Below are 17,534 nucleotides of genomic sequence, written 5' to 3'. Positions count from 1 at the left end.
GGTGCCGAGGTGCTGGAAATTATTGCGAGGACGTGCGTGCGCGCCTACGCGCCCTAAGGGCAGGTTTCATTGCCCAAAGGTGCAACGAATCAGAGGATGCGGTTGAACCAGAGCAGCGAAAGTCCGGCCGAGAGCAGCGCCAGCCCGGCTGCCGCCATCGCGAAGAGTGCCGAGATTTCGGTCTCCTTCTTCTCGACCGTGAGACGCGAACTCAGGGAGCTGTAGACCTTCTTCAGATCGGTAGCCGTGCCGGCGTAGAAGTACTCGGCGCTGGTCTTGTTGGCGATGGCCTTGAGCGTCTCTTCGTCGAGCCGCACGCGCATCGACCAGCCCTCGAAGCCGATGGTCTCGCCATCGACCGTGCCGATGCCCACGGTGTAGACGCGCACGCCGCGGTCGGCGGCGACCTTGGCCGCGTCGAGCGGATCGACGCCGGTGGTGCGCTGGCCGTCGGTGAGCATGATGATCGCGGCAGAGGTGTACGAGCCGGGCGCGACCGGCGTGAACTCCTTGGCCGGCTGCTTGCCCGCCCGATCGATCGGCGTGCCGCGCTCGCGGCTTTGCGGGCCGAAGTCCGAGATGTCGATACCCGCATCGGGGAACAGCGTGGCGAGCGACACCACGATGGCGTTGCCTGTGGCGGTCGCGCGCTGGAGCTGGAAGGAATCGATCGCTGTGACGAGGTCTTCGCGATTGGTGGTCGGCAACTGCGCCACCTGCGCGCTGCCGGCGAACGCGACGATGCCGACCTTGACGGTGCGTGGGAGTTCCTTGATGAAGCTCTTGGCCGCCTCCTGCGCGGCAACCAGCCGGTTGGGCTGCACGTCGGCTGCTCGCATGCTGCCGGAGACGTCCATCGCGAGGATGATCGTCTGCTGGTTCGACGGCAGCACCACCACCGCCATCGGTCGCGAGGCGGCAATCAGCATGGCAGCCAGCGCGAGCATGAAGAGGAAGGGCGGGATGTGCCGGCGGATCGTCTGGCTCGCGCCCATCGCTTCGCGCACGATCGACAGGCTCGCATAGCGCAGCGCGAGCTTCTTCTTGCGCCGCAGCAGCCACAGGTACAGCAGCACCAGCAGCGGCAGTGCCAGCAGCAGCCAGAGAAATTGGGGCCAGAGGAAATTCATGCTGCCACCACGGTCGAGTTTGCAAGCCCGGTGCGTACGCGACGCTTTCGCATATCCGCAAATCGCACGATGGCTTCAACGAGGTCATCGTCCGTCGAGAGTTCAAGCGTGTCAACGCCCACCTTGGCAAGCGACTCGCGCAAGGTGACTTCCCGCTCTGCAGCAAGCCGCGCAAAGCGCTTGCGGAAGCCGCCATCATGGGTATCGACCCAGAGTTGCTCGCCGGTTTCGGCATCGCGCAGCGGCACCAAACCGAGGTCGGGCAACTCGAGCTCGAGCGGATCGAAAAGGCGCACCGCGACCACGTCGTGACGCTGCACCAGGTGACCGAGCGGGCGCTCCCATCCGGGCTCGCTCAGGAAATCGGAAACCACGAACACGGTCGAGCGGCGCGGCATCAGCATCGCGGCTGACTTGAGAAGGTCAGCCAGCCGGGTCATGCCCTGCTGGGGGAGTTCCGCCTTGCCGGAGCGGCGCTCCATGGCATGCAGCAGGTGCAGTACGTGGCGACGGCCGGTGCGCGGCGGAATCACCGCTTCGATGTCGTTGCCATAGACCATCGCGCCGACGCGGTTGCCATGGCGCGTGAGCAGCCGTGCAAGCACGCCGACGAAGCCGGCCGAAATCTCGCGTTTGGCGCGGATGCCGGAGCCGAAATCGACCGAGCGGCTCAGGTCGAGCACGAACCATGCGGCCATCTCGCGGTCTTCGGTGAAGACGCGCACATAGGGTGTCTGCAAGCGCGCGGTGACGTTCCAGTCGATGTGCCGCACGTCGTCGTGGTGCTGGTATTCGCGCAGGTCGGCGAGGTCGAGGCCCGCACCGCGCATCAGCGTGCGGTAGTCGCCCTGCAGCAGGCCGTCGAGGCGGCGGATCACGGTCCATTCGAGCCGGCGCAGCGCGCGTTCGACACCGCTCGCTGCCGCTTCGGCGGCCGCGAGGGCGTCGTCGTTGGCGGCTTTCCCGCGCCTAGGCCACCAGCTTTTCATGCTCGAGCGGCTTGGCGGGCGCGGGCACGGCCCGCATGATCTTGTCGATGAGACTGTCCGGCGTGAGCCCTTCCGAGAGCCCTTCGTAGGACAGCGTGACGCGGTGCCGCATCACGTCAGCCACCAGCGCGGTCATGTCCTCGGGCAGGGCGTAGTTGCGGCCGCGCAGCAGTGCGAGCGCGCGTGCGCCTTCGGTCAGGCTGATGCTCGCGCGCGGACTTGCACCGAAGGTGATGAAGCGGTGCAGGTCCTTCAGGCCGTGCTTCTCCGGCGTGCGTGTGGCTGACACAAGCCTGACCGCGTACTGGATCAGCGAAGGGTCGACATAGACGCGACGCGCCTCGGCCTGCAGCGCGGCGAGCTGGTCGGTCGTTGCCACCGGCATGGCCGAGACCGGTGGGCCGATCACGCGTTCGACGATCACGAACTCTTCCTCGTCCGTCGGGTAGTCGACCAGCACCTTCATCATGAAGCGATCCACCTGCGCCTCGGGCAGCGGGTAGGTGCCCTCGGTCTCGATCGGGTTCTGCGTCGCCATCACGAGGAAAGGACGCGGCACCAGGTGCGTTTCGCCGGCGATCGTGACCTGGCGCTCCTGCATCACCTCGAGCAGCGCGCTTTGCACCTTGGCCGGCGCGCGGTTGATTTCATCGGCCAGCAGCAGATTCGCGAAAACCGGGCCGAGCGACGTACTGAAGTCGCCCGTCTTCTGGTTGTAGATGCGCGTGCCGACCAGGTCCGCCGGCACGAGGTCGGGCGTGAACTGGATGCGCTTGAACTGGCCGCGCACGGTGTCGGCCAGCGTCTTGACCGTCAGCGTCTTCGCCAACCCCGGAACGCCTTCGACCAGCAGATGGCCGTTGGCGAGCATCGCCACCATCACCCGCTCGAGAAACCGGTCCTGGCCGACGACGACGCGTTTGACCTGATAGAGGATCTGCTCCATCAGCTCGGCCGTGGATGCGGAAGTCGGTTCGGTGTCTGTGCTCATGCGAATGCTCTTTCTTTCGATGGGTCAGAAGGGTGGCGAGCCGGCGGCGGAGGCGGCGTTCTCGATCGGCACGGCGAAACCGATCCCGATGAAAGTGCGCTGCTGGGTGGGATTGAGGATGGCGGTGACGATGCCGAGCACCTCGCCGTCCATGTTGATCAGTGGCCCGCCCGAATTGCCGGGATTGGCGGCAGCATCGAACTGGATCAGGTTGCCCAGCTCCTGCTTGCCTTCTGGCGAGCGGAACGATCGGTTCAGCCCCGAGACCACGCCGGCTGACACGGAAGGGCCGATGCCGAACGGGAAGCCGACGGCGACGACCTGGTCGCCCGGCTGAAGGTCGGCCGTGGAGCGCATCGTGGCGGGGATGAGGTCGTCAGGCAGCTTCTGCGCCTGCAGCACCGCGAGGTCGTTCTCGGGCTGCACGCCTGTGATGGTGGCCGGCGATTCGAGGCCGTCGGCGAACGTCACCTTGATCGTTTCGGAGCCCGCGACAACGTGCAGGTTGGTCAGGATGACGCCCTTGTCCACGATCACCACGCCGGTGCCGACGCCACGCTCGACCTGCTGTCCCGGTGCTTCGTCGGCGGGAGCTTCCGCGGGCTTGCCCTTGGCGAGATTGCGCCCGCGCTTCTCGACCTTGGCTTCGGGCGTGGTCTTCTCGGTGCCATAGCCGACCACGCGCACCACCGAGGGCCGGATGATCTCGGCTGCCTTGGCCGCGGGCGAGGGCAGCGTGGCGGTGTGCAAGGTGCGAAGCACCGCCTGGTCGATGTCCTTCTGCGTGAGTTGGCGGCCGGCCTTGGGCCACATCACCGCACCGGTGGCGCCCATGCCGACGACCAGTGCGAGGAGCAATGCGAAGCTGCGGCGTCCGGGTTGCCAGCGCTGGGGTGCGGCGGCGGTGAGTGCGGGTTGTGCTTGCGTCGTGTCGGAGCCGTCCGACGCATTCTGTGCGATGGTCGCGCCGGGGTCTGCCGCGTCGCGCGGCTCTCTGGGCGAGCGGCTGTAGAAAGCAGGCCTGCGCATCGGGCACCTCCGGCAAAAGAGAACGCTTGAGGAGGCACGGTAGCACGCTTTCCGCAGGTCTGCATGCCTTCGGGCATGATCGTGCGATGCCTGTCTTCGTCGATACCCACTGCCATCTCGATGCGCCCGAATTCGGCGCCGAGATGCCCCGGATCAGGGCGCGCGCGGCGAGCCTCGGCGTCGGGCTTTGCGTGATTCCTGCGGTCGCAGCGTTCAACTTCGCTGCGGTGCGGGAGCTCGCGCATCGCCAGGGCGACGCCTATGCGCTTGGCATCCATCCGATGTGCACCGGACAGGCGCTGGAGGCGCATCTGGATGAACTCGATGCCGAGCTGGTGCGTCGGCGTGACGACCCGCGGCTCGTCGCGGTCGGCGAGATCGGACTCGACTTCTTCGTCGAAGGCCTCGATGCCGACAGGCAGGCAATGTTTTTTCACACTCAGTTGCAGCTGGCCCGCAAGCATGAACTGCCGGTGATCATTCATGTGCGCCGCTCGGTGGACAAGGTGCTGAAGCATCTTCGCCAGGTCGCGCCGGGACAGCGCTGGCACGGCATCGCGCACGCCTTCAACGGCAGCGAGCAACAGGCGCAGGCATGCATCGATCTCGGGCTCAAGCTGGGCTTTGGTGGCGCGGTGACGTTCGAGCGGGCCCTGCAACTGCGTCGACTCGCGCAGGCTGTGCCGCTGGAGTCGATCGTCATGGAAACCGACTCGCCGGACATCCAGCCGCAGTGGATCTACCGCACGCAGGCCCAGCGCGATGCGGGCGAGCGCCAGGGCCGCAACGAGCCCGGCGAACTGCCCCGTATCGCCGAAGTGGTGGCCGACTTGCGCGGCATGCCGGTGGAGGCGCTGGCCGAGGCGACTACGCGCAACGCCGTGGCTGCGCTGCCACGTCTGTCTTCGCTGATCGATGTGTCGGCGGGTATGCTGCGCTCCGCGTAGGCCGATCGCTCGACTTGCGCGGCAGCGGCCCATGAGTGGGTTTTCGGTGTCATCCTTGGGCTCTGCGCAGTCGTTGAATCGCTGTGTGTATGCATCGGTGGCGATCCAAGCCACTTCAACCTAGCAAGGAGCTTTACAAGATGAACAAGACTTCCATCCGCATCCTTCCGGCCGCATTGACACTTGCCGTCGCATCGGTCGCATTGCCGGCCCTGGCACAGAACACCGCCGCGCCCACCACGACCGAAAAGGTGGAAAACGCCAGCAAGGAAGCATGGGATTCCACCAAGAGCGGTACCAAGAAGGCAGTGAAAGCCACCGAGCACGGCGGCGAGAAGGCCTGGGACGCCACGAAGGACACCAGTGAAAAAGCCTGGGACTCCACCAAGAGCGGCAGCAAGAAGGCCTGGAACGCAACCAAGAAGGGCGCGCATGCGACCGGCAAGGCCGTGAGCGACGCGGGCGGCGCAGCAGCCGACGCCACGCGTAAGGCCGGCGACAAGATTGGCGAACAGATTCCCGGCACCGCCCAGCACGACGCGAAGAAGCCTTGAGCGCCGCGCGTCTCTCGTGCCGCAATGAAGAAACCCGCCGGAAGGCGGGTTTCGCTTTTTCGGGGCTTCAGGCCGGTTTGATGGGCGGCGGCGTGAGGTGCCGCTGCACCAGCGGCGTCTCCGGCGTCGGGTAGCCGGCGGCGCCGAAGGTCTTGACGATCGCCTTGTGCGTGTCGAAATACACCTGCCAGTAGTGGTCGGTGTGCGTGTAGGGACGCACCGCAAGCAGCGGGCCTTCAGGCGTGAACTGCAGGATCTCCACATCCGGCGGCTGTTCCGTCGAGACGTTGGGGATCTCGCTCACCGCGGCCTTGAGCCGCTGGATGGCGTCGCCGACATCCACGCCGTTGGCGATCTTGGCCGTGACGTCGACACGCCGAAACTGCAGCGAGCTGAAGTTCTGGATCGTCTCGGACAACACCTTGTTGTTGCCGACGGTCACGACGGTGTTATCGGGCGAGATGAGCGTGGTGCCGAAGAGGCCGAGCTCCTTGACGGTGCCGGTCACGCCGCCGCCGACGGTGACGAAATCACCCACTCGATACGGCCGCAGGACTTGCAGGAAGACGCCAGCCGCGAAGTGCGTGAGCAATCCGCCCCAGGCGGTGCCGATCGCGAGACCAGCCCCAGCCAGCAGCACCGCGAAGGAGGTGGTGCGGATGCCGAACATGTCGAGGATCGCGAGGATCAGGACGATGTTGAGGATCACGCCGAGTATCGAGACGAGGTAGTTGCTCAGTGTCGGGTCCATGCGCTTGCCGCGTTCGAGCGCCTTGCCGACGAGCTTCTGCGCGATGCCGATGAGCCATCGACCGATGGCCCAGGCGATCAGGGCTCCGATCACTTTCAGGCCAAAATCGACGCCTTGCGTCGTTATGAACGTCCAGATCGCTTCCGTATTCAAGTCCTTCTCCTCACAGGTGCCGGCGGTTCACACCGGCAAGCGTTATGGATAAGCCAGCCTCGCGCCCAGTCGACGCGGACGCCGTGCTCACGGGCCTCGCACCGATCGTGTCCGAGAACACAGCCTTGTTGATCCTCGGCAGCTTTCCTGGCGCACGTTCGATCGCGGAGCAGCGGTATTATGCTCATCCGCAGAATCATTTCTGGAAGATTTTGCAGGCCCTGTGGCCCGCAAACCCGCTCCCAGTGGGCGTTGACAGCTATCAAAAGCGTAGCGCGTGGCTGCTCGACCGGGGGCTGGGCGTATGGGACGTCTATGCGAGTTGCCGGCGGGAAGGCAGCCTCGATACGGCAATCCGCGATGCGGTCGCGAACGACATCGCAGGCCTTCATCTGCCGAAGCTCGCGGCGATCGCGCACAACGGTGGCGAGAGCTTCAAGCACGCCAGGCACACGCGCATGTTCGGCGTGCCGGTCTATCGGCTGCCCTCGTCGAGCCCTGCCAACGCGTCGTGGAGTTTCGAGCGCAAGGTCCAGGCCTGGCGCGAAGTGTTTGAAAGGTATCTGGACATTCCATGAAGGTCTCCCTCCCCGAGGTCAACTTCTCCGATTGGGGAGACGTGCGCTACCTGCACCTGGGCACGGAATGGGTGCAAGGCTCGATGAAGCTCGACGCGCCTTTCGACATCGAGCTCGAATACGTGCAACGCATGATGGCGTGGCTTCTCTTCGTCGATCCGGCGAGCGTCGCGAAGCGCCATGCCATGCAACTCGGGCTCGGTGCCGCGAGCCTCACCAAGTTCTGCCGCAAGACGCTGCGCATGCGCACCACCGCGATCGAACTCAATCCCCAAGTGGTCGCGGCGTGCAGGGGCTGGTTCAAGCTGCCGGCTGACGACGCGAAGCTGCAGGTGGTCGTGGCCGATGCAGCCACCGAGATCCGCAAGCCGCAGTGGCTGGGCACCGTCGATGCGCTGCAGGTCGACCTCTACGACCACGAGGCCGCCGCGCCGGTGCTCGACAGCGAGGACTTCTATGCAGACTGCCGCGCTCTCCTGACCGAGGACGGCTGCATGACCGTCAACCTGTTCGGCCGCTCGTCCAGCTACGAGCGCAGTCTCGCGAAGATCGTCGCGGCCTTCGGTGAAGAAGCGGTGTGGGCGTTCAAGCCGACGCGAGAAGGCAACACGATCGTGCTCGCGCAGCGCGAACCTAGCCAGCCGAAACGGCCCGTGCTTGCCGACCGTGCGCAAACCATCCAGACTCGCTGGAGTCTGCCCGCTCCCAAATGGCTGCGCGTGTTCAAGCCTGTGGCTTGAGCGCCGTCAGGTTTGCCCTCTATGAACGCTGTGACCTTGCCTTCTTCTGATTCCCGGTTCGAAGGGCCGCTCGATCTGCGGCACCTCATCGAGTGGCTTGCCCGGGATGGCGTGATCTCGCCGCACGAGGCCAAGCGAACGCTCGCGCGCTGCGCGCAGGCCGAGAGCCGGCAGCCGCCGCTGGTGCGTCTCGCGAGCGTCGCGATGACGCGCGAGAGCGACGGCAAGCCGCTCGATCTGGAAATGCTGACCCAATGGCTCGCCGCGCGCGCGGGTCTCGCGTACTTGCGCATCGATCCGCTGAAGGTCGACGTGGGCAAGGTCGCCGACACGATGAGCGCAGCCTATGCGGAGCGGCACAAGGTGCTGCCTGTGCAGGTCACGCCGAGTGAAGTCGTGGTCGCGACCTCGGAGCCATTCCTCACGGACTGGATCGGTGAGGTCGAACGCCAGGCGCGTCGCTCGGTGCGGCGCGTGGTCGCGAATCCGTCCGACATCCAGCGCTACACGGCCGAGTTCTTCGCGCTCGCGAAATCGGTTCGCGCGGCGCAGAAGGCGGGCTCCGGCGCGAGCAGCGCGAGCTTCGAGCAGTTGGTGGAGCTTGGCAAGTCGAACAAGCAGCTCGACGCCAACGACCAGAGCGTGGTGCAGGTGGTGGACTGGCTCTGGCAATACGCCTTCGACCAACGCGCGAGCGACATCCACCTCGAACCGCGGCGTGACCAGGGTGTGATCCGCTTTCGTATCGACGGCGTGCTGCATCCCGCCTACCAGATGCCGATGGGCGTGATGAACGCGATGGTCTCGCGCATCAAGCTGCTCGGCCGCATGGATGTGGTCGAGAAGCGCCGTCCGCTCGACGGCCGCATCAAGACGCGCAACATACGCGGCGAAGAAATCGAAATGCGGCTTTCCACGCTGCCCACTGCCTTCGGCGAGAAGATGGTGATGCGGATCTTCGATCCGGACACCGCGGTCAAGGATCTCGATGCGCTTGGCTTCGCGCAGCACGACGCGAAGCGTTGGGAGCAGCTCGTGACACGGCCGCACGGCATCATCCTCGTGACCGGGCCGACTGGCTCGGGCAAGACGACCACGCTCTACTCGACGCTCAAGCGCGTGGCGACCGAGGAGGTCAACGTCAGCACGGTGGAAGACCCGATCGAAATGATCGAGCCATCGTTCAACCAGACGCAGGTGCAGCCGCAGCTCGACTTCGGCTTTACCGAGGGCCTGCGCGCGCTGATGCGGCAGGACCCGGACATCATCATGGTCGGCGAAATCCGCGACCTCGCCACGGCCGAGATGGCGGTGCAGGCAGCGCTCACCGGTCACCTCGTCTTCAGCACGCTGCACACCAACGATGCGCCAAGCGCGATCACGCGGCTGATGGAGCTGGGCGTGCCGTCGTACCTGATCAACGCGGTGATGCTCGGCGTGCTGGCTCAGCGGCTGGTGCGCACGCTGTGCCCGCACTGCAAGGCGCCCGATGAATCGGTCACGCGCGAGAAGCTCGCGGAATTCGTGGCACCGTGGCAGATCAGCGGCTCGGTGCGCGCCTATCGGCCAGTGGGTTGCGTGGACTGCCGCATGACGGGCTATATGGGCCGCATGGGCCTGTACGAACTGCTCACCGTGAGCGAGGCTTTCAAGAGCGAAGTCACCAAGGAGCCGAGCATGGCGCCGCTGAGAAGACAGGCGGTGGCGGATGGCATGCGTCCCCTGCGGTTGGCCGGCGCGCTTCGGGTTGCCGAAGGGGTGACCACCATCGAGGAAGTGCTGAGCGCGACACCGCCGCTCGAGTGAGCCGGAAAAAGGAAGAATTTCACGGTCCGCGCCGATAGCAACATCGGCTTTTTGGATGATTCCCAAGGGCCTCGGCAGGGCGCAAAGTCACGCCACGGACGACCCTTGGGAGATCGACATGGACTCTGAGGTTTTCACGATTGCTGCACTGGCACTGCTCGTTGCAGGAGGCTGGTTGATCGATCTTCTGAACCATCGTGAGGAGTCCCGCCTGAGCCGCGGCATGGCCCGGCAAATCAAGAAATCGGCAGACACCATCCACGGCATGCTGCACTGACTCCCAGGCGACCTTCGACGCTTACGCAGTTGCCAACGCGGCGAGTTGGCGCCGCAATGATTCGTTCTCCGCGGTCAGCTCGGCCACACGCTGCCGCAGCATCTGCAGTTCATCGACCTGGTCCGGCTCATCCGATGTAGCGGCGGATTCTTCCTTGGGCTTTCGCTTCGATTCCCGAACCCGCTTCGCGGCCTGCTTCAATTCATCCTTGCCGCCGGTCGCCGCGGCGACCTGCTCTTCGGCCGGCAACGTCGCCACCGCCGCAGCCGCGTTGATCGAGATCGTGCCGGCCTTCACTGCGGCCACCACCTCGGGCGCGGCCTGCTTCTGGATCTTCTCGATCATCACCACCTGATTGCTGCTGAGGCGCGCGGCCTTGGCCAAGGCTTCGCGGCTTTCGAAAGGCGCGGGCGGCGGCGCATCGACGGCGGCAGAGACTTCACGGCTGGCGGCTCCAGCGTCTTCCGAGGCCACCGCGGTTTCGTTCGCCGGGACGGTGCCGCGCGAACGCCGGTCCGACACGATCTCGCGCTTGCGCAGTGCCAGCACGCCGCGCTGGAAATCCGACAGGCTTCGGCGGCCGAGATGCTGCTCGATCATCCAGAGGTGCACGTCCTCCATCGACTTGAAGCGCGCGTTCTGCACCGTCTGAAAGGGCACGCCGTGTTTCTGGCAAATGCGATAGCGGTTGTGACCATCCACCAGCACGTTGCCCCAGAGCACGAGTGCGTCGCGGCAGCCTTCCGCGAGGATGCTTCGTTCGAGTGACTCTTCCTCCTCAGCAGTCAACGGATCGATGTAGGCCTTGAGTTCTTCGTTGACGACGATGTCCATGAGGGAGCGGCAGCGCGGGGCAGAGTGGGAAGGGGCCGCATTTTAGAGACGCAGGGGCAGGGATAACCCTCGACGCTCGGTAGGTGGAATCCACATCGACCTGACTTTTGGCTGACTTCACAATTCGCGATCGAATTTTTTCGTGGAGACTGTTCGTGAAAATCAAGAGTCAGAAAGACTTCTTCTCGGGGGTGATGTTCGCCGTCGTCGGAGTTGCCTTCGCCTGGGGTGCCACGACGTACAACGTCGGCACCGGCGCCCGCATGGGCCCGGGCTACTTTCCGCTGATGCTGGGCATCCTCATGGCCATCATCGGGCTTGGCGTCATGTTCACGGGCCTCACGGTCGAGACCGAGGACGGCGAAAAGATCGGCAAGTGGGCCTGGAAGCAGGTTGCCTACATCCTCGGCGCGAACCTCGCCTTCGGCGTGCTGCTCGGCGGTCTGCCGAGCATCGGCGTGCCAGCGATGGGCATGATCATCGCGATCTATGCGCTCGTGATCATCTCGAGTCTCGCGGGAGAGCACTTCAACCTGAAGGACGTGCTCATCCTTGCCACCGTTCTGGCGGTCGGCAGCTATGTCGCCTTCATCTGGGCGCTGAAGCTGCAGATCCAGGTGTGGCCTACCTTCATCACGGGCTGAGGACGGCGCCATGGATCTGATTACCAATCTCTCGCTGGGTTTTGGCGTTGCCTTTACCTTCACCAACCTTCTCTACTGCCTGGTCGGTTGCATTCTTGGCACCCTGATCGGCGTGCTGCCGGGCATCGGCCCGGTCGCGACCATCGCGATGCTGTTGCCGGCGACGTATGCACTGCCGCCTGTGTCGGCGCTGATCATGCTGGCCGGGATCTACTACGGCGCGCAGTACGGCGGCTCTACCACCGCCATCCTGGTCAACCTGCCGGGCGAATCGTCCTCGGTCGTGACCGTGATCGACGGCTATCAGATGGCGCGCAAGGGTCGTGCGGGTCCTGCTCTCGCGGCGGCCGGTCTCGGCTCGTTCTTCGCGGGTTGCGTCGGCACGCTGATCCTGGCTGCGTTCGCGCCGCCGCTGACCGAACTGGCCTTCAAGTTCGGCCCGGCAGAGTACTTCTCGCTGATGGTGCTGGGCCTGATCGGCGCCGTCGTGCTGGCCTCGGGCTCGCTGCTCAAGGCGATCGGCATGATCGTGCTGGGCCTGCTGATGGGCCTCGTCGGCACCGACGTGAACTCCGGTGTCGCACGCTTCAGCTTCGACATCCCCGAACTCACCGACGGCATCGGCTTCGTGACCATCGCCATGGGCGTGTTCGGCTACGGCGAAATCATCGCGAACCTGTCGCGCCCCGAGCATGAGCGCGAGGTGTTCACCGCCAAGGTGTCGGGCCTGTTCCCGACCCGCGAAGACTTCAAGCGCATGTTCCCTGCCGTGCTGCGCGGCACGGGCCTGGGCGCTGCGTTGGGCATCCTGCCCGGCGGCGGTGCGCTGCTGGCGGCTTTCGCGGCCTACACGATCGAGAAGAAGACCAAGCTGCACCCGGGCGAAGTGCCGTTCGGTAAGGGCAACATCCGCGGTGTGGCGGCGCCCGAGTCGGCCAACAACGCCGGCGCGCAGACGTCGTTCATCCCGCTGCTGACGCTGGGCATTCCGCCCAACGCGGTGATGGCGCTGATGGTGGGTGCGATGACCATCCACAACATCCAGCCTGGTCCCCAGGTGATGACCAGCAACCCCGAACTCTTCTGGGGCCTGATCGCCTCGATGTGGCTCGGCAACGCGATGCTGATCATCCTGAACCTGCCGCTGATCGGCATGTGGATCAAGCTGCTGTCGGTGCCGTACAAGTTCCTGTTCCCGGCGATCGTGTTGTTCTGTGCGATCGGGGTGTACTCGACCAACAACAACACCTTCGACATCTGGATGGTCGCGGCCTTCGGCTTCATTGGCTACATGTTCTTCAAGCTGGGTTGCGAACCTGCACCGCTGCTGCTGGGCTTCATCCTCGGCCCGATGATGGAAGAGAACCTGCGCCGCGCGCTGCTGCTGTCGCGTGGTGACTGGGTCGTGTTCGTCTCGCGCCCGATCTCGGCAGGCTTGCTCGCCGCTGCGCTCCTGTTGCTGGTGATCGTGCTGCTGCCGGCCGTGAAGTCGAAGCGGGAAGAAGCCTTCCATGAGGAGGAGGCCTGATTCCGGCCGCCAATCCTTCTTTGCTCAACGGCACCTTCGGGTGCCGTTTTTCATTTCAGGGCCTTTGCGTGCGCGGGGGGTTCATGTGCTGCCGCGCCATCGCCAGGAACGCCATCGCTGCGGGGCTGAGCGGATGCTTCGCGAGCCGGATCGCCACCACCGGGTATTCGAGTGCAGGGCGTGTCACGTTGACCACGCGCAGGTCGGCAGGCATCAGAACATCGACGTAGCGCGGCAGCAGCGCGACGCCCGCGCCGGACTGGATGAGGCCGAAGGCGGTCGAGAGCATCGAGACGTGGTGGACGACGCGTGGATAGACGTTGGCCGCACCGGAGAGCAGCCGGCTCACGGACCGCCAGACATTGGCATCCGGATTGACGTGGATGAAGGGCAGCCCGTCGAGTTGCCGCGCATCGATCACCACCCGTTGCGCCAGCGGATGGTCCGCGCGCATGAAGAGGCCCATGCGTTCGGTGAAGAGCGGCTCGGTGGCGAGTTCGGAGTGCTTCTGCCCGATGTCCGATCCGAAGCCGAGGTCTGCCTCCTGCGTGAGCACGCGCGAGATCATCTGCTCTGCGGTGCTGTCGAGCAGCGAGGTCGCCAGGCCGGGGTGGGTGTCCGAGAAGCGGCGCAACAAGGGCGGCAAGAGGGCGCCGGCCGTGAGATGGCCCACAGCCAGCACGACGCGGCCTTCGCGCAACTGGGACTGGGAGCGGCAGGCGTCCACGGATTCGTCGATCAGCCGGAGCGCGCGCACGGCGGTGTCGACCATCATCTGCCCCGCACTGGTCATCTGGATGCGCCGACCACGCACGACGAGCGCCTGGCCGAGTTCACTCTCCATGCGCTTGATGAGGTGGCTGATCGCCGGCTGCGTGAGTTGCAGGGTTTCCGCCGCGAGCGTGAAGCTGCCCGATTCGGCGACCGCCGCCAGGGCCCGGAGTTGTTGGAGGGAGATTTCTTCCATGCTGCGCCCTTGCCATAAGCAAGGCTCATAGTTGGATAAAGCAGATTATCTGGCTTGATGCGTCTGCGATGCATAGCATTCGGGGTTCATCACCGGGACACAATCCAGACCCATGAAACGCAACCAGTTCATCAAGGCCTGCGCTGCCGCGCTGTGCCTGGCCGCCTCGACCGCCAGTCTGGCGCAGGCCTTTCCGACCAAGCCGATCCGGTTGATCGTGCCGTTTCCGGCCGGCGGCGCGACGGACCTGTTCGCGCGCACCCTGTCGCAGAAGATGGGCGAGAAGCTCGGCGGCACGCTGGTCATCGACAACAAGCCGGGTGCTGGTGGCGCGATCGGCTCCGACCTCGCGGCCAAGGCGCCGGCCGATGGCTACACGCTGCTGCTGGCGACGACGAGCACGCACTCGATCGGCCCGTTCATCAGCAAGGTGCCCTACGACACGGTGCACGACTTCACGCCGATCGCGCATGTGGGCGACGCGCCGAGCATCATGCTGGTGCCGAACAGCTCGCCCGCGAAGACGGTGCGCGAATGGATCGACTACGCAAAGAAGAACCCCGGCAAGCTCAACTACGCGTCGAGCGGCAACGGCACCATCGTGCAGCTCACGGCGGAGCTCTTCAAGGCGCAGGCGGGCATCTTCGTCACGCACATTCCATACAAGGGTACGGCGCTGGCGATTCCCGACCTGATCACGGGGAAGGTCGACGTGCTCTTCGATGCGCTGCCCACGGGCATGCCGTACGTGCGTGATGGCCGCCTGCGTGCGCTCGGTGTGACTTCGCTCAAGCGCAGCCCGCTCGCGCCGGACCTGCCGCCGATCGCGGACACGCTGCCGGGCTTCGAGTCGAACACCTGGTTCGGCCTCTATGGCCCGAAGGGCCTGCCGGCGGATCTGGTGGCTCGCATCAACACGGCCGCGAACCAGGCGCTGTCGGATCCTGAAACACGCGACAAGCTTGCTCGCCTGGGCATCTCGCCGGCCACCGGCACGCCGGCCCAGTTCGCGAGCATGGTGGCTGAAGACGCCGCCAAGTGGAAAAAGATCATCGTCGAACGCAAGATCACCGGGGACTGAACATGAAGTTTGATTACGCCAATCCGTACACCTCGACGCGCATCCCGGTCTTTGCGCGCAATGTGGTCTCCACCTCGCATCCGCTGGCTTCGCAGGCGGGGCTGCGCATCCTCTATCAGGGTGGCAATGCCGTCGATGCGGCCATCGCGACCGCGGCTGCGATGACGATCGTCGAGCCGGTGAGCAACGGCCTCGGCAGCGATGCCTTCTGCATCCTGTGGGACGGCAAGAAGCTGCATGGACTCAATGGCTCCGGCTGCGCGCCGCAGGCCTGGACGCCGGACTACTTCCGCCGCAAGTACGGCAACGACGCCGCCACGCCGCCGCAGCGCGGCATGGACTCGGTCACCGTGCCGGGCGCCGTGGCGAGCTGGGTCGCGCTGTCGGAGCGCTTCGGCAAGTTGCCATTTGCCGACCTGATGGCGCCAGCAATCGAGATCGCGGAGCGGGGCTACCTGATGCCGCCGGTGGTGCAGCAGAAGTGGGCGGCGGCGACGCCGATCCTGCGATCGCAGCCCGGTTTCGAGCAGGGCTTCCTGCCGTGGGGGCGTGCGCCCGAAGTCGGTGAGCTGTTCCGCTTTCCTGCCGCCGGACGCGCGCTGAGGGCCATTGCCGCGACCAAGGGAGAGGCCTTCTACAGCGGCGAAATCGCAGCGGCGCTCGAGAAGTTCTCCACCGCGAACGGCGGCAGCCTGAAGGTGAGCGACCTCGCCAACTGGAAGCCCGAGTGGGTCGAGCCGATCGCGCAGGAATACCGCGGCCACACGCTGCACGAGATTCCGCCGAACGGGCAGGGCATCGCGGCGCTCATCGCGCTCGGCATCCTGAAGCACTTCGACATCGCCTCGATCCCGGTCGATTCGGTCGCTTCTCAGCATCTGCAGATCGAGGCGATGAAGCTCGCCTTCGCCGACACCTACCGCTATGTGTCCGACCCATCGTCGATGGAGGTGACACCGCTGCAAATGCTGGATGACGCGTACCTGGCTTCGCGTGCCAAACTCATCGATGTGAAGAAGGCGCAGGATTTCAAGGCGGGCAACCCGGTCAAGGGCGGCACGATCTACCTCACCGCCGCAGACGAGAGCGGCATGATGGTGAGCTTCATCCAGAGCAACTACATGGGCTTCGGCTCGGGTTGCGTGGAGCCGGAGTTCGGCATCAGCCTGCAGAACCGCGGCCACGGCTTCAGCCTGAAGGCCGACAGCCCGAACGTGGTCGCGCCGGGCAAGCGGCCTTTCCACACCATCATCCCAGCGTTCCTCACGAAGGACGGCGCACCGGTGATGAGTTTCGGTGTGATGGGCGGCAACATGCAGCCGCAGGGCCACATGCAGACGCTGGTGCGCATGCTGGACTATCGCCAGAGCCCGCAGGCCGCGTGCGACGCGCCGCGCTGGCGCTTCAACTCGGGCCTGGAAATCAACGCCGAGGCGGCGATGAATCCGGCAACGGTGAAGGGTCTCGTCGAACTCGGCCACAAGGTCGACGTGATCAACGATTCCTACCAGGACTTCGGCGCCGGCCAGTTCATCTGGCGTGCCGGCGATCCGGCGGTGGAAGGCTACGTCGCCGCGAGCGACGCGCGTCGCGACGGCCTCGCGGCCGGGTTCTGACAGGTGCCGGCGGAGCCGCACGCACATAAACGTCTCGGGCCGGGCCTCGCACTCGCGACGCTCGGCGCCATCGCCTTCAGCGGCAAGGCGATCATCGTCAAGCTCGCGTACCGCTACGGTGTGGATGCGGTCACGCTGATCATGCTGCGCATGCTCTTCGCGCTGCCGCTCTTCGCGGTCATGGCGTGGTGGGCAGGACGCGGCAAGCCGCCGCTCACGCGGCGCGACTGGTTCGGCGTGGTGGGGCTGGGTTTCTCGGGCTACTACCTGGCGAGCTTTCTCGACTTCGCCGGGCTGGCCTACATCACCGCGAGCCTTGAGCGGCTCATCCTCTATCTCAACCCGACACTGGTGCTGTTCTTCGGTTGGGTGTTCTATCGCCGGCGCATCACGCGCGGCCAGTTCATGGGCATGGCGATCAGCTACGCGGGTGTGCTGCTCGTCTTCGGTCATGAAGTGCAACTGGGGCACAGCGCGGCAGCGGCCTGGGGTGCACTGCTGGTGTTCCTGAGCGCGGTGAGCTATGCGCTCTATCTCGTTGCGAGCGGGGAGTTCGTCAAGCGCCTGGGCTCGCTGCGGCTCGTGGGGCTGGCGACGAGCGTGGCCTGTCTGCTGTGCATCGGACAGTTCCTGCTCCTGCGGCCGATCGGCTCGGCCTTCGATGTGGCGCCTCAGGTGATCTGGCTTTCCGTCCTCAACGCGACCCTGTGCACCGCGCTGCCGGTCCTTGCCGTCATGATGGCCATCGAGCGCATCGGCCCCGCCATGGCGGCGCAAACGGGTATGGTTGGGCCCATGTCGACCATCCTCATGGGGGTCGTCATCCTCGGCGAACCCTTCACAGCGTGGATCGCAGCCGGCACTGCGCTGGTGATCGCCGGGATCTTCGTATTCACACGCATGGGCCGTTGAGCCCGGA

At 65.4% G+C, this 17,534-nt stretch carries 18 protein-coding genes; 11 read left to right on the top strand and 7 right to left on the bottom strand.

Features of this window, described 5'->3' with window-relative positions:
* Window positions 1–89 precede the first annotated feature (89 nt).
* From FHW64_RS19710 to FHW64_RS19695, 4 genes are read right to left on the bottom strand one after another with little or no spacing between them, the layout of a single operon-like run.
* Window positions 90–1,130: a VWA domain-containing protein gene (locus FHW64_RS19710; RefSeq protein ID WP_184529347.1), complete on the bottom strand. Its 1,041-nt coding sequence runs from the start codon at window positions 1,128–1,130 to the stop codon at window positions 90–92.
* Complete coding sequence (locus FHW64_RS19705; protein ID WP_184529345.1) at window positions 1,127–2,119, bottom strand: DUF58 domain-containing protein; 993 nt, start codon at window positions 2,117–2,119, stop codon at window positions 1,127–1,129. Before FHW64_RS19705 ends, FHW64_RS19710 begins: the two co-directional genes overlap by 4 nt.
* Entirely contained in the window at window positions 2,100–3,110 is a 1,011-nt protein-coding gene (locus FHW64_RS19700; RefSeq protein ID WP_184529343.1) for a MoxR family ATPase, read from the bottom strand. Before FHW64_RS19700 ends, FHW64_RS19705 begins: the two co-directional genes overlap by 20 nt.
* A 24-nt stretch (window positions 3,111–3,134) precedes the next feature.
* Window positions 3,135–4,139, bottom strand: a complete 1,005-nt coding sequence (locus FHW64_RS19695) for a S1C family serine protease (RefSeq protein WP_184529341.1) — start codon at window positions 4,137–4,139, stop codon at window positions 3,135–3,137.
* 86 nt (window positions 4,140–4,225) lie between these two features.
* Here FHW64_RS19695 and FHW64_RS19690 point away from each other — a divergent pair, with 86 nt between their 5' ends.
* On the top strand, window positions 4,226–5,086 hold the full coding sequence (locus FHW64_RS19690) for a TatD family hydrolase (protein WP_184529339.1): 861 nt from the start codon (window positions 4,226–4,228) through the stop codon (window positions 5,084–5,086).
* A 140-nt stretch (window positions 5,087–5,226) separates the two neighbouring features.
* On the top strand, window positions 5,227–5,640 hold the full coding sequence (locus FHW64_RS19685; protein ID WP_184529337.1) for a hypothetical protein: 414 nt from the start codon (window positions 5,227–5,229) through the stop codon (window positions 5,638–5,640).
* A gap of 67 nt (window positions 5,641–5,707) precedes the next feature.
* Here FHW64_RS19685 and FHW64_RS19680 read toward each other — a convergent pair whose 3' ends face one another.
* On the bottom strand, window positions 5,708–6,544 hold the full coding sequence (locus FHW64_RS19680) for a mechanosensitive ion channel family protein (protein WP_184529335.1): 837 nt from the start codon (window positions 6,542–6,544) through the stop codon (window positions 5,708–5,710).
* A gap of 44 nt (window positions 6,545–6,588) precedes the next feature.
* Between FHW64_RS19680 and FHW64_RS19675 the strand changes: the two genes are divergently transcribed.
* From FHW64_RS19675 to FHW64_RS19660, 4 genes are read left to right on the top strand one after another with little or no spacing between them, the layout of a single operon-like run.
* Window positions 6,589–7,122, top strand: a complete 534-nt coding sequence (locus FHW64_RS19675; RefSeq protein ID WP_184529333.1) for a DNA-deoxyinosine glycosylase — start codon at window positions 6,589–6,591, stop codon at window positions 7,120–7,122.
* Complete coding sequence (locus FHW64_RS19670) at window positions 7,119–7,862, top strand: spermidine synthase (protein ID WP_184529331.1); 744 nt, start codon at window positions 7,119–7,121, stop codon at window positions 7,860–7,862. The genes FHW64_RS19675 and FHW64_RS19670 overlap by 4 nt, the downstream gene beginning before the upstream one ends.
* A 21-nt stretch (window positions 7,863–7,883) precedes the next feature.
* The gene (locus tag FHW64_RS19665; RefSeq protein ID WP_184529329.1) at window positions 7,884–9,668 is read left to right on the top strand and encodes a GspE/PulE family protein; all 1,785 of its coding nucleotides are present in this window, start codon (window positions 7,884–7,886) and stop codon (window positions 9,666–9,668) included.
* 55 nt (window positions 9,669–9,723) lie between these two features.
* On the top strand, window positions 9,724–9,945 hold the full coding sequence (locus FHW64_RS19660) for a hypothetical protein (protein ID WP_184529327.1): 222 nt from the start codon (window positions 9,724–9,726) through the stop codon (window positions 9,943–9,945).
* Window positions 9,946–9,966: 21 nt separating this feature from the next.
* On the opposite strand, the gene FHW64_RS19655 is transcribed toward FHW64_RS19660, so the two are convergent.
* Window positions 9,967–10,779: a plasmid replication/partition related protein gene (locus FHW64_RS19655; protein WP_184529326.1), complete on the bottom strand. Its 813-nt coding sequence runs from the start codon at window positions 10,777–10,779 to the stop codon at window positions 9,967–9,969.
* A 155-nt stretch (window positions 10,780–10,934) separates the two neighbouring features.
* Here FHW64_RS19655 and FHW64_RS19650 point away from each other — a divergent pair, with 155 nt between their 5' ends.
* Together FHW64_RS19650 and FHW64_RS19645 are read left to right on the top strand one after the other, a co-directional pair.
* The gene (locus FHW64_RS19650; RefSeq protein WP_184529324.1) at window positions 10,935–11,423 is read left to right on the top strand and encodes a tripartite tricarboxylate transporter TctB family protein; all 489 of its coding nucleotides are present in this window, start codon (window positions 10,935–10,937) and stop codon (window positions 11,421–11,423) included.
* Between the two features lie 10 nt (window positions 11,424–11,433).
* Entirely contained in the window at window positions 11,434–12,951 is a 1,518-nt protein-coding gene (locus FHW64_RS19645) for a tripartite tricarboxylate transporter permease (protein ID WP_184529322.1), read from the top strand.
* Between the two features lie 55 nt (window positions 12,952–13,006).
* Here FHW64_RS19645 and FHW64_RS19640 read toward each other — a convergent pair whose 3' ends face one another.
* Entirely contained in the window at window positions 13,007–13,918 is a 912-nt protein-coding gene (locus FHW64_RS19640; protein WP_184529321.1) for a LysR family transcriptional regulator, read from the bottom strand.
* 112 nt (window positions 13,919–14,030) lie between these two features.
* Between FHW64_RS19640 and FHW64_RS19635 the strand changes: the two genes are divergently transcribed.
* Genes FHW64_RS19635 through FHW64_RS19625 form a run of 3 tightly spaced genes read left to right on the top strand, consistent with a single transcriptional unit; the run spans window position 14,031 to window position 17,527 of the window.
* Window positions 14,031–14,999, top strand: coding sequence for a tripartite tricarboxylate transporter substrate binding protein (locus tag FHW64_RS19635; RefSeq protein ID WP_184529319.1), 969 nt, complete (start codon window positions 14,031–14,033; stop codon window positions 14,997–14,999).
* A gap of 2 nt (window positions 15,000–15,001) precedes the next feature.
* A complete protein-coding gene (locus FHW64_RS19630; RefSeq protein WP_221210427.1) occupies window positions 15,002–16,615 on the top strand; it encodes a gamma-glutamyltransferase family protein in 1,614 nt (537 codons plus the stop codon).
* 3 nt (window positions 16,616–16,618) lie between these two features.
* Window positions 16,619–17,527: a DMT family transporter gene (locus FHW64_RS19625; RefSeq protein ID WP_184529317.1), complete on the top strand. Its 909-nt coding sequence runs from the start codon at window positions 16,619–16,621 to the stop codon at window positions 17,525–17,527.
* Window positions 17,528–17,534: the final 7 nt, after the last annotated feature.

The organism is Variovorax sp. Sphag1AA, assembly GCF_014192575.1.
In the GTDB taxonomy this organism is placed as follows: domain Bacteria; phylum Pseudomonadota; class Gammaproteobacteria; order Burkholderiales; family Burkholderiaceae_C; genus Variovorax.
This window is presented reverse-complemented; position numbering and strand designations above follow the sequence as displayed.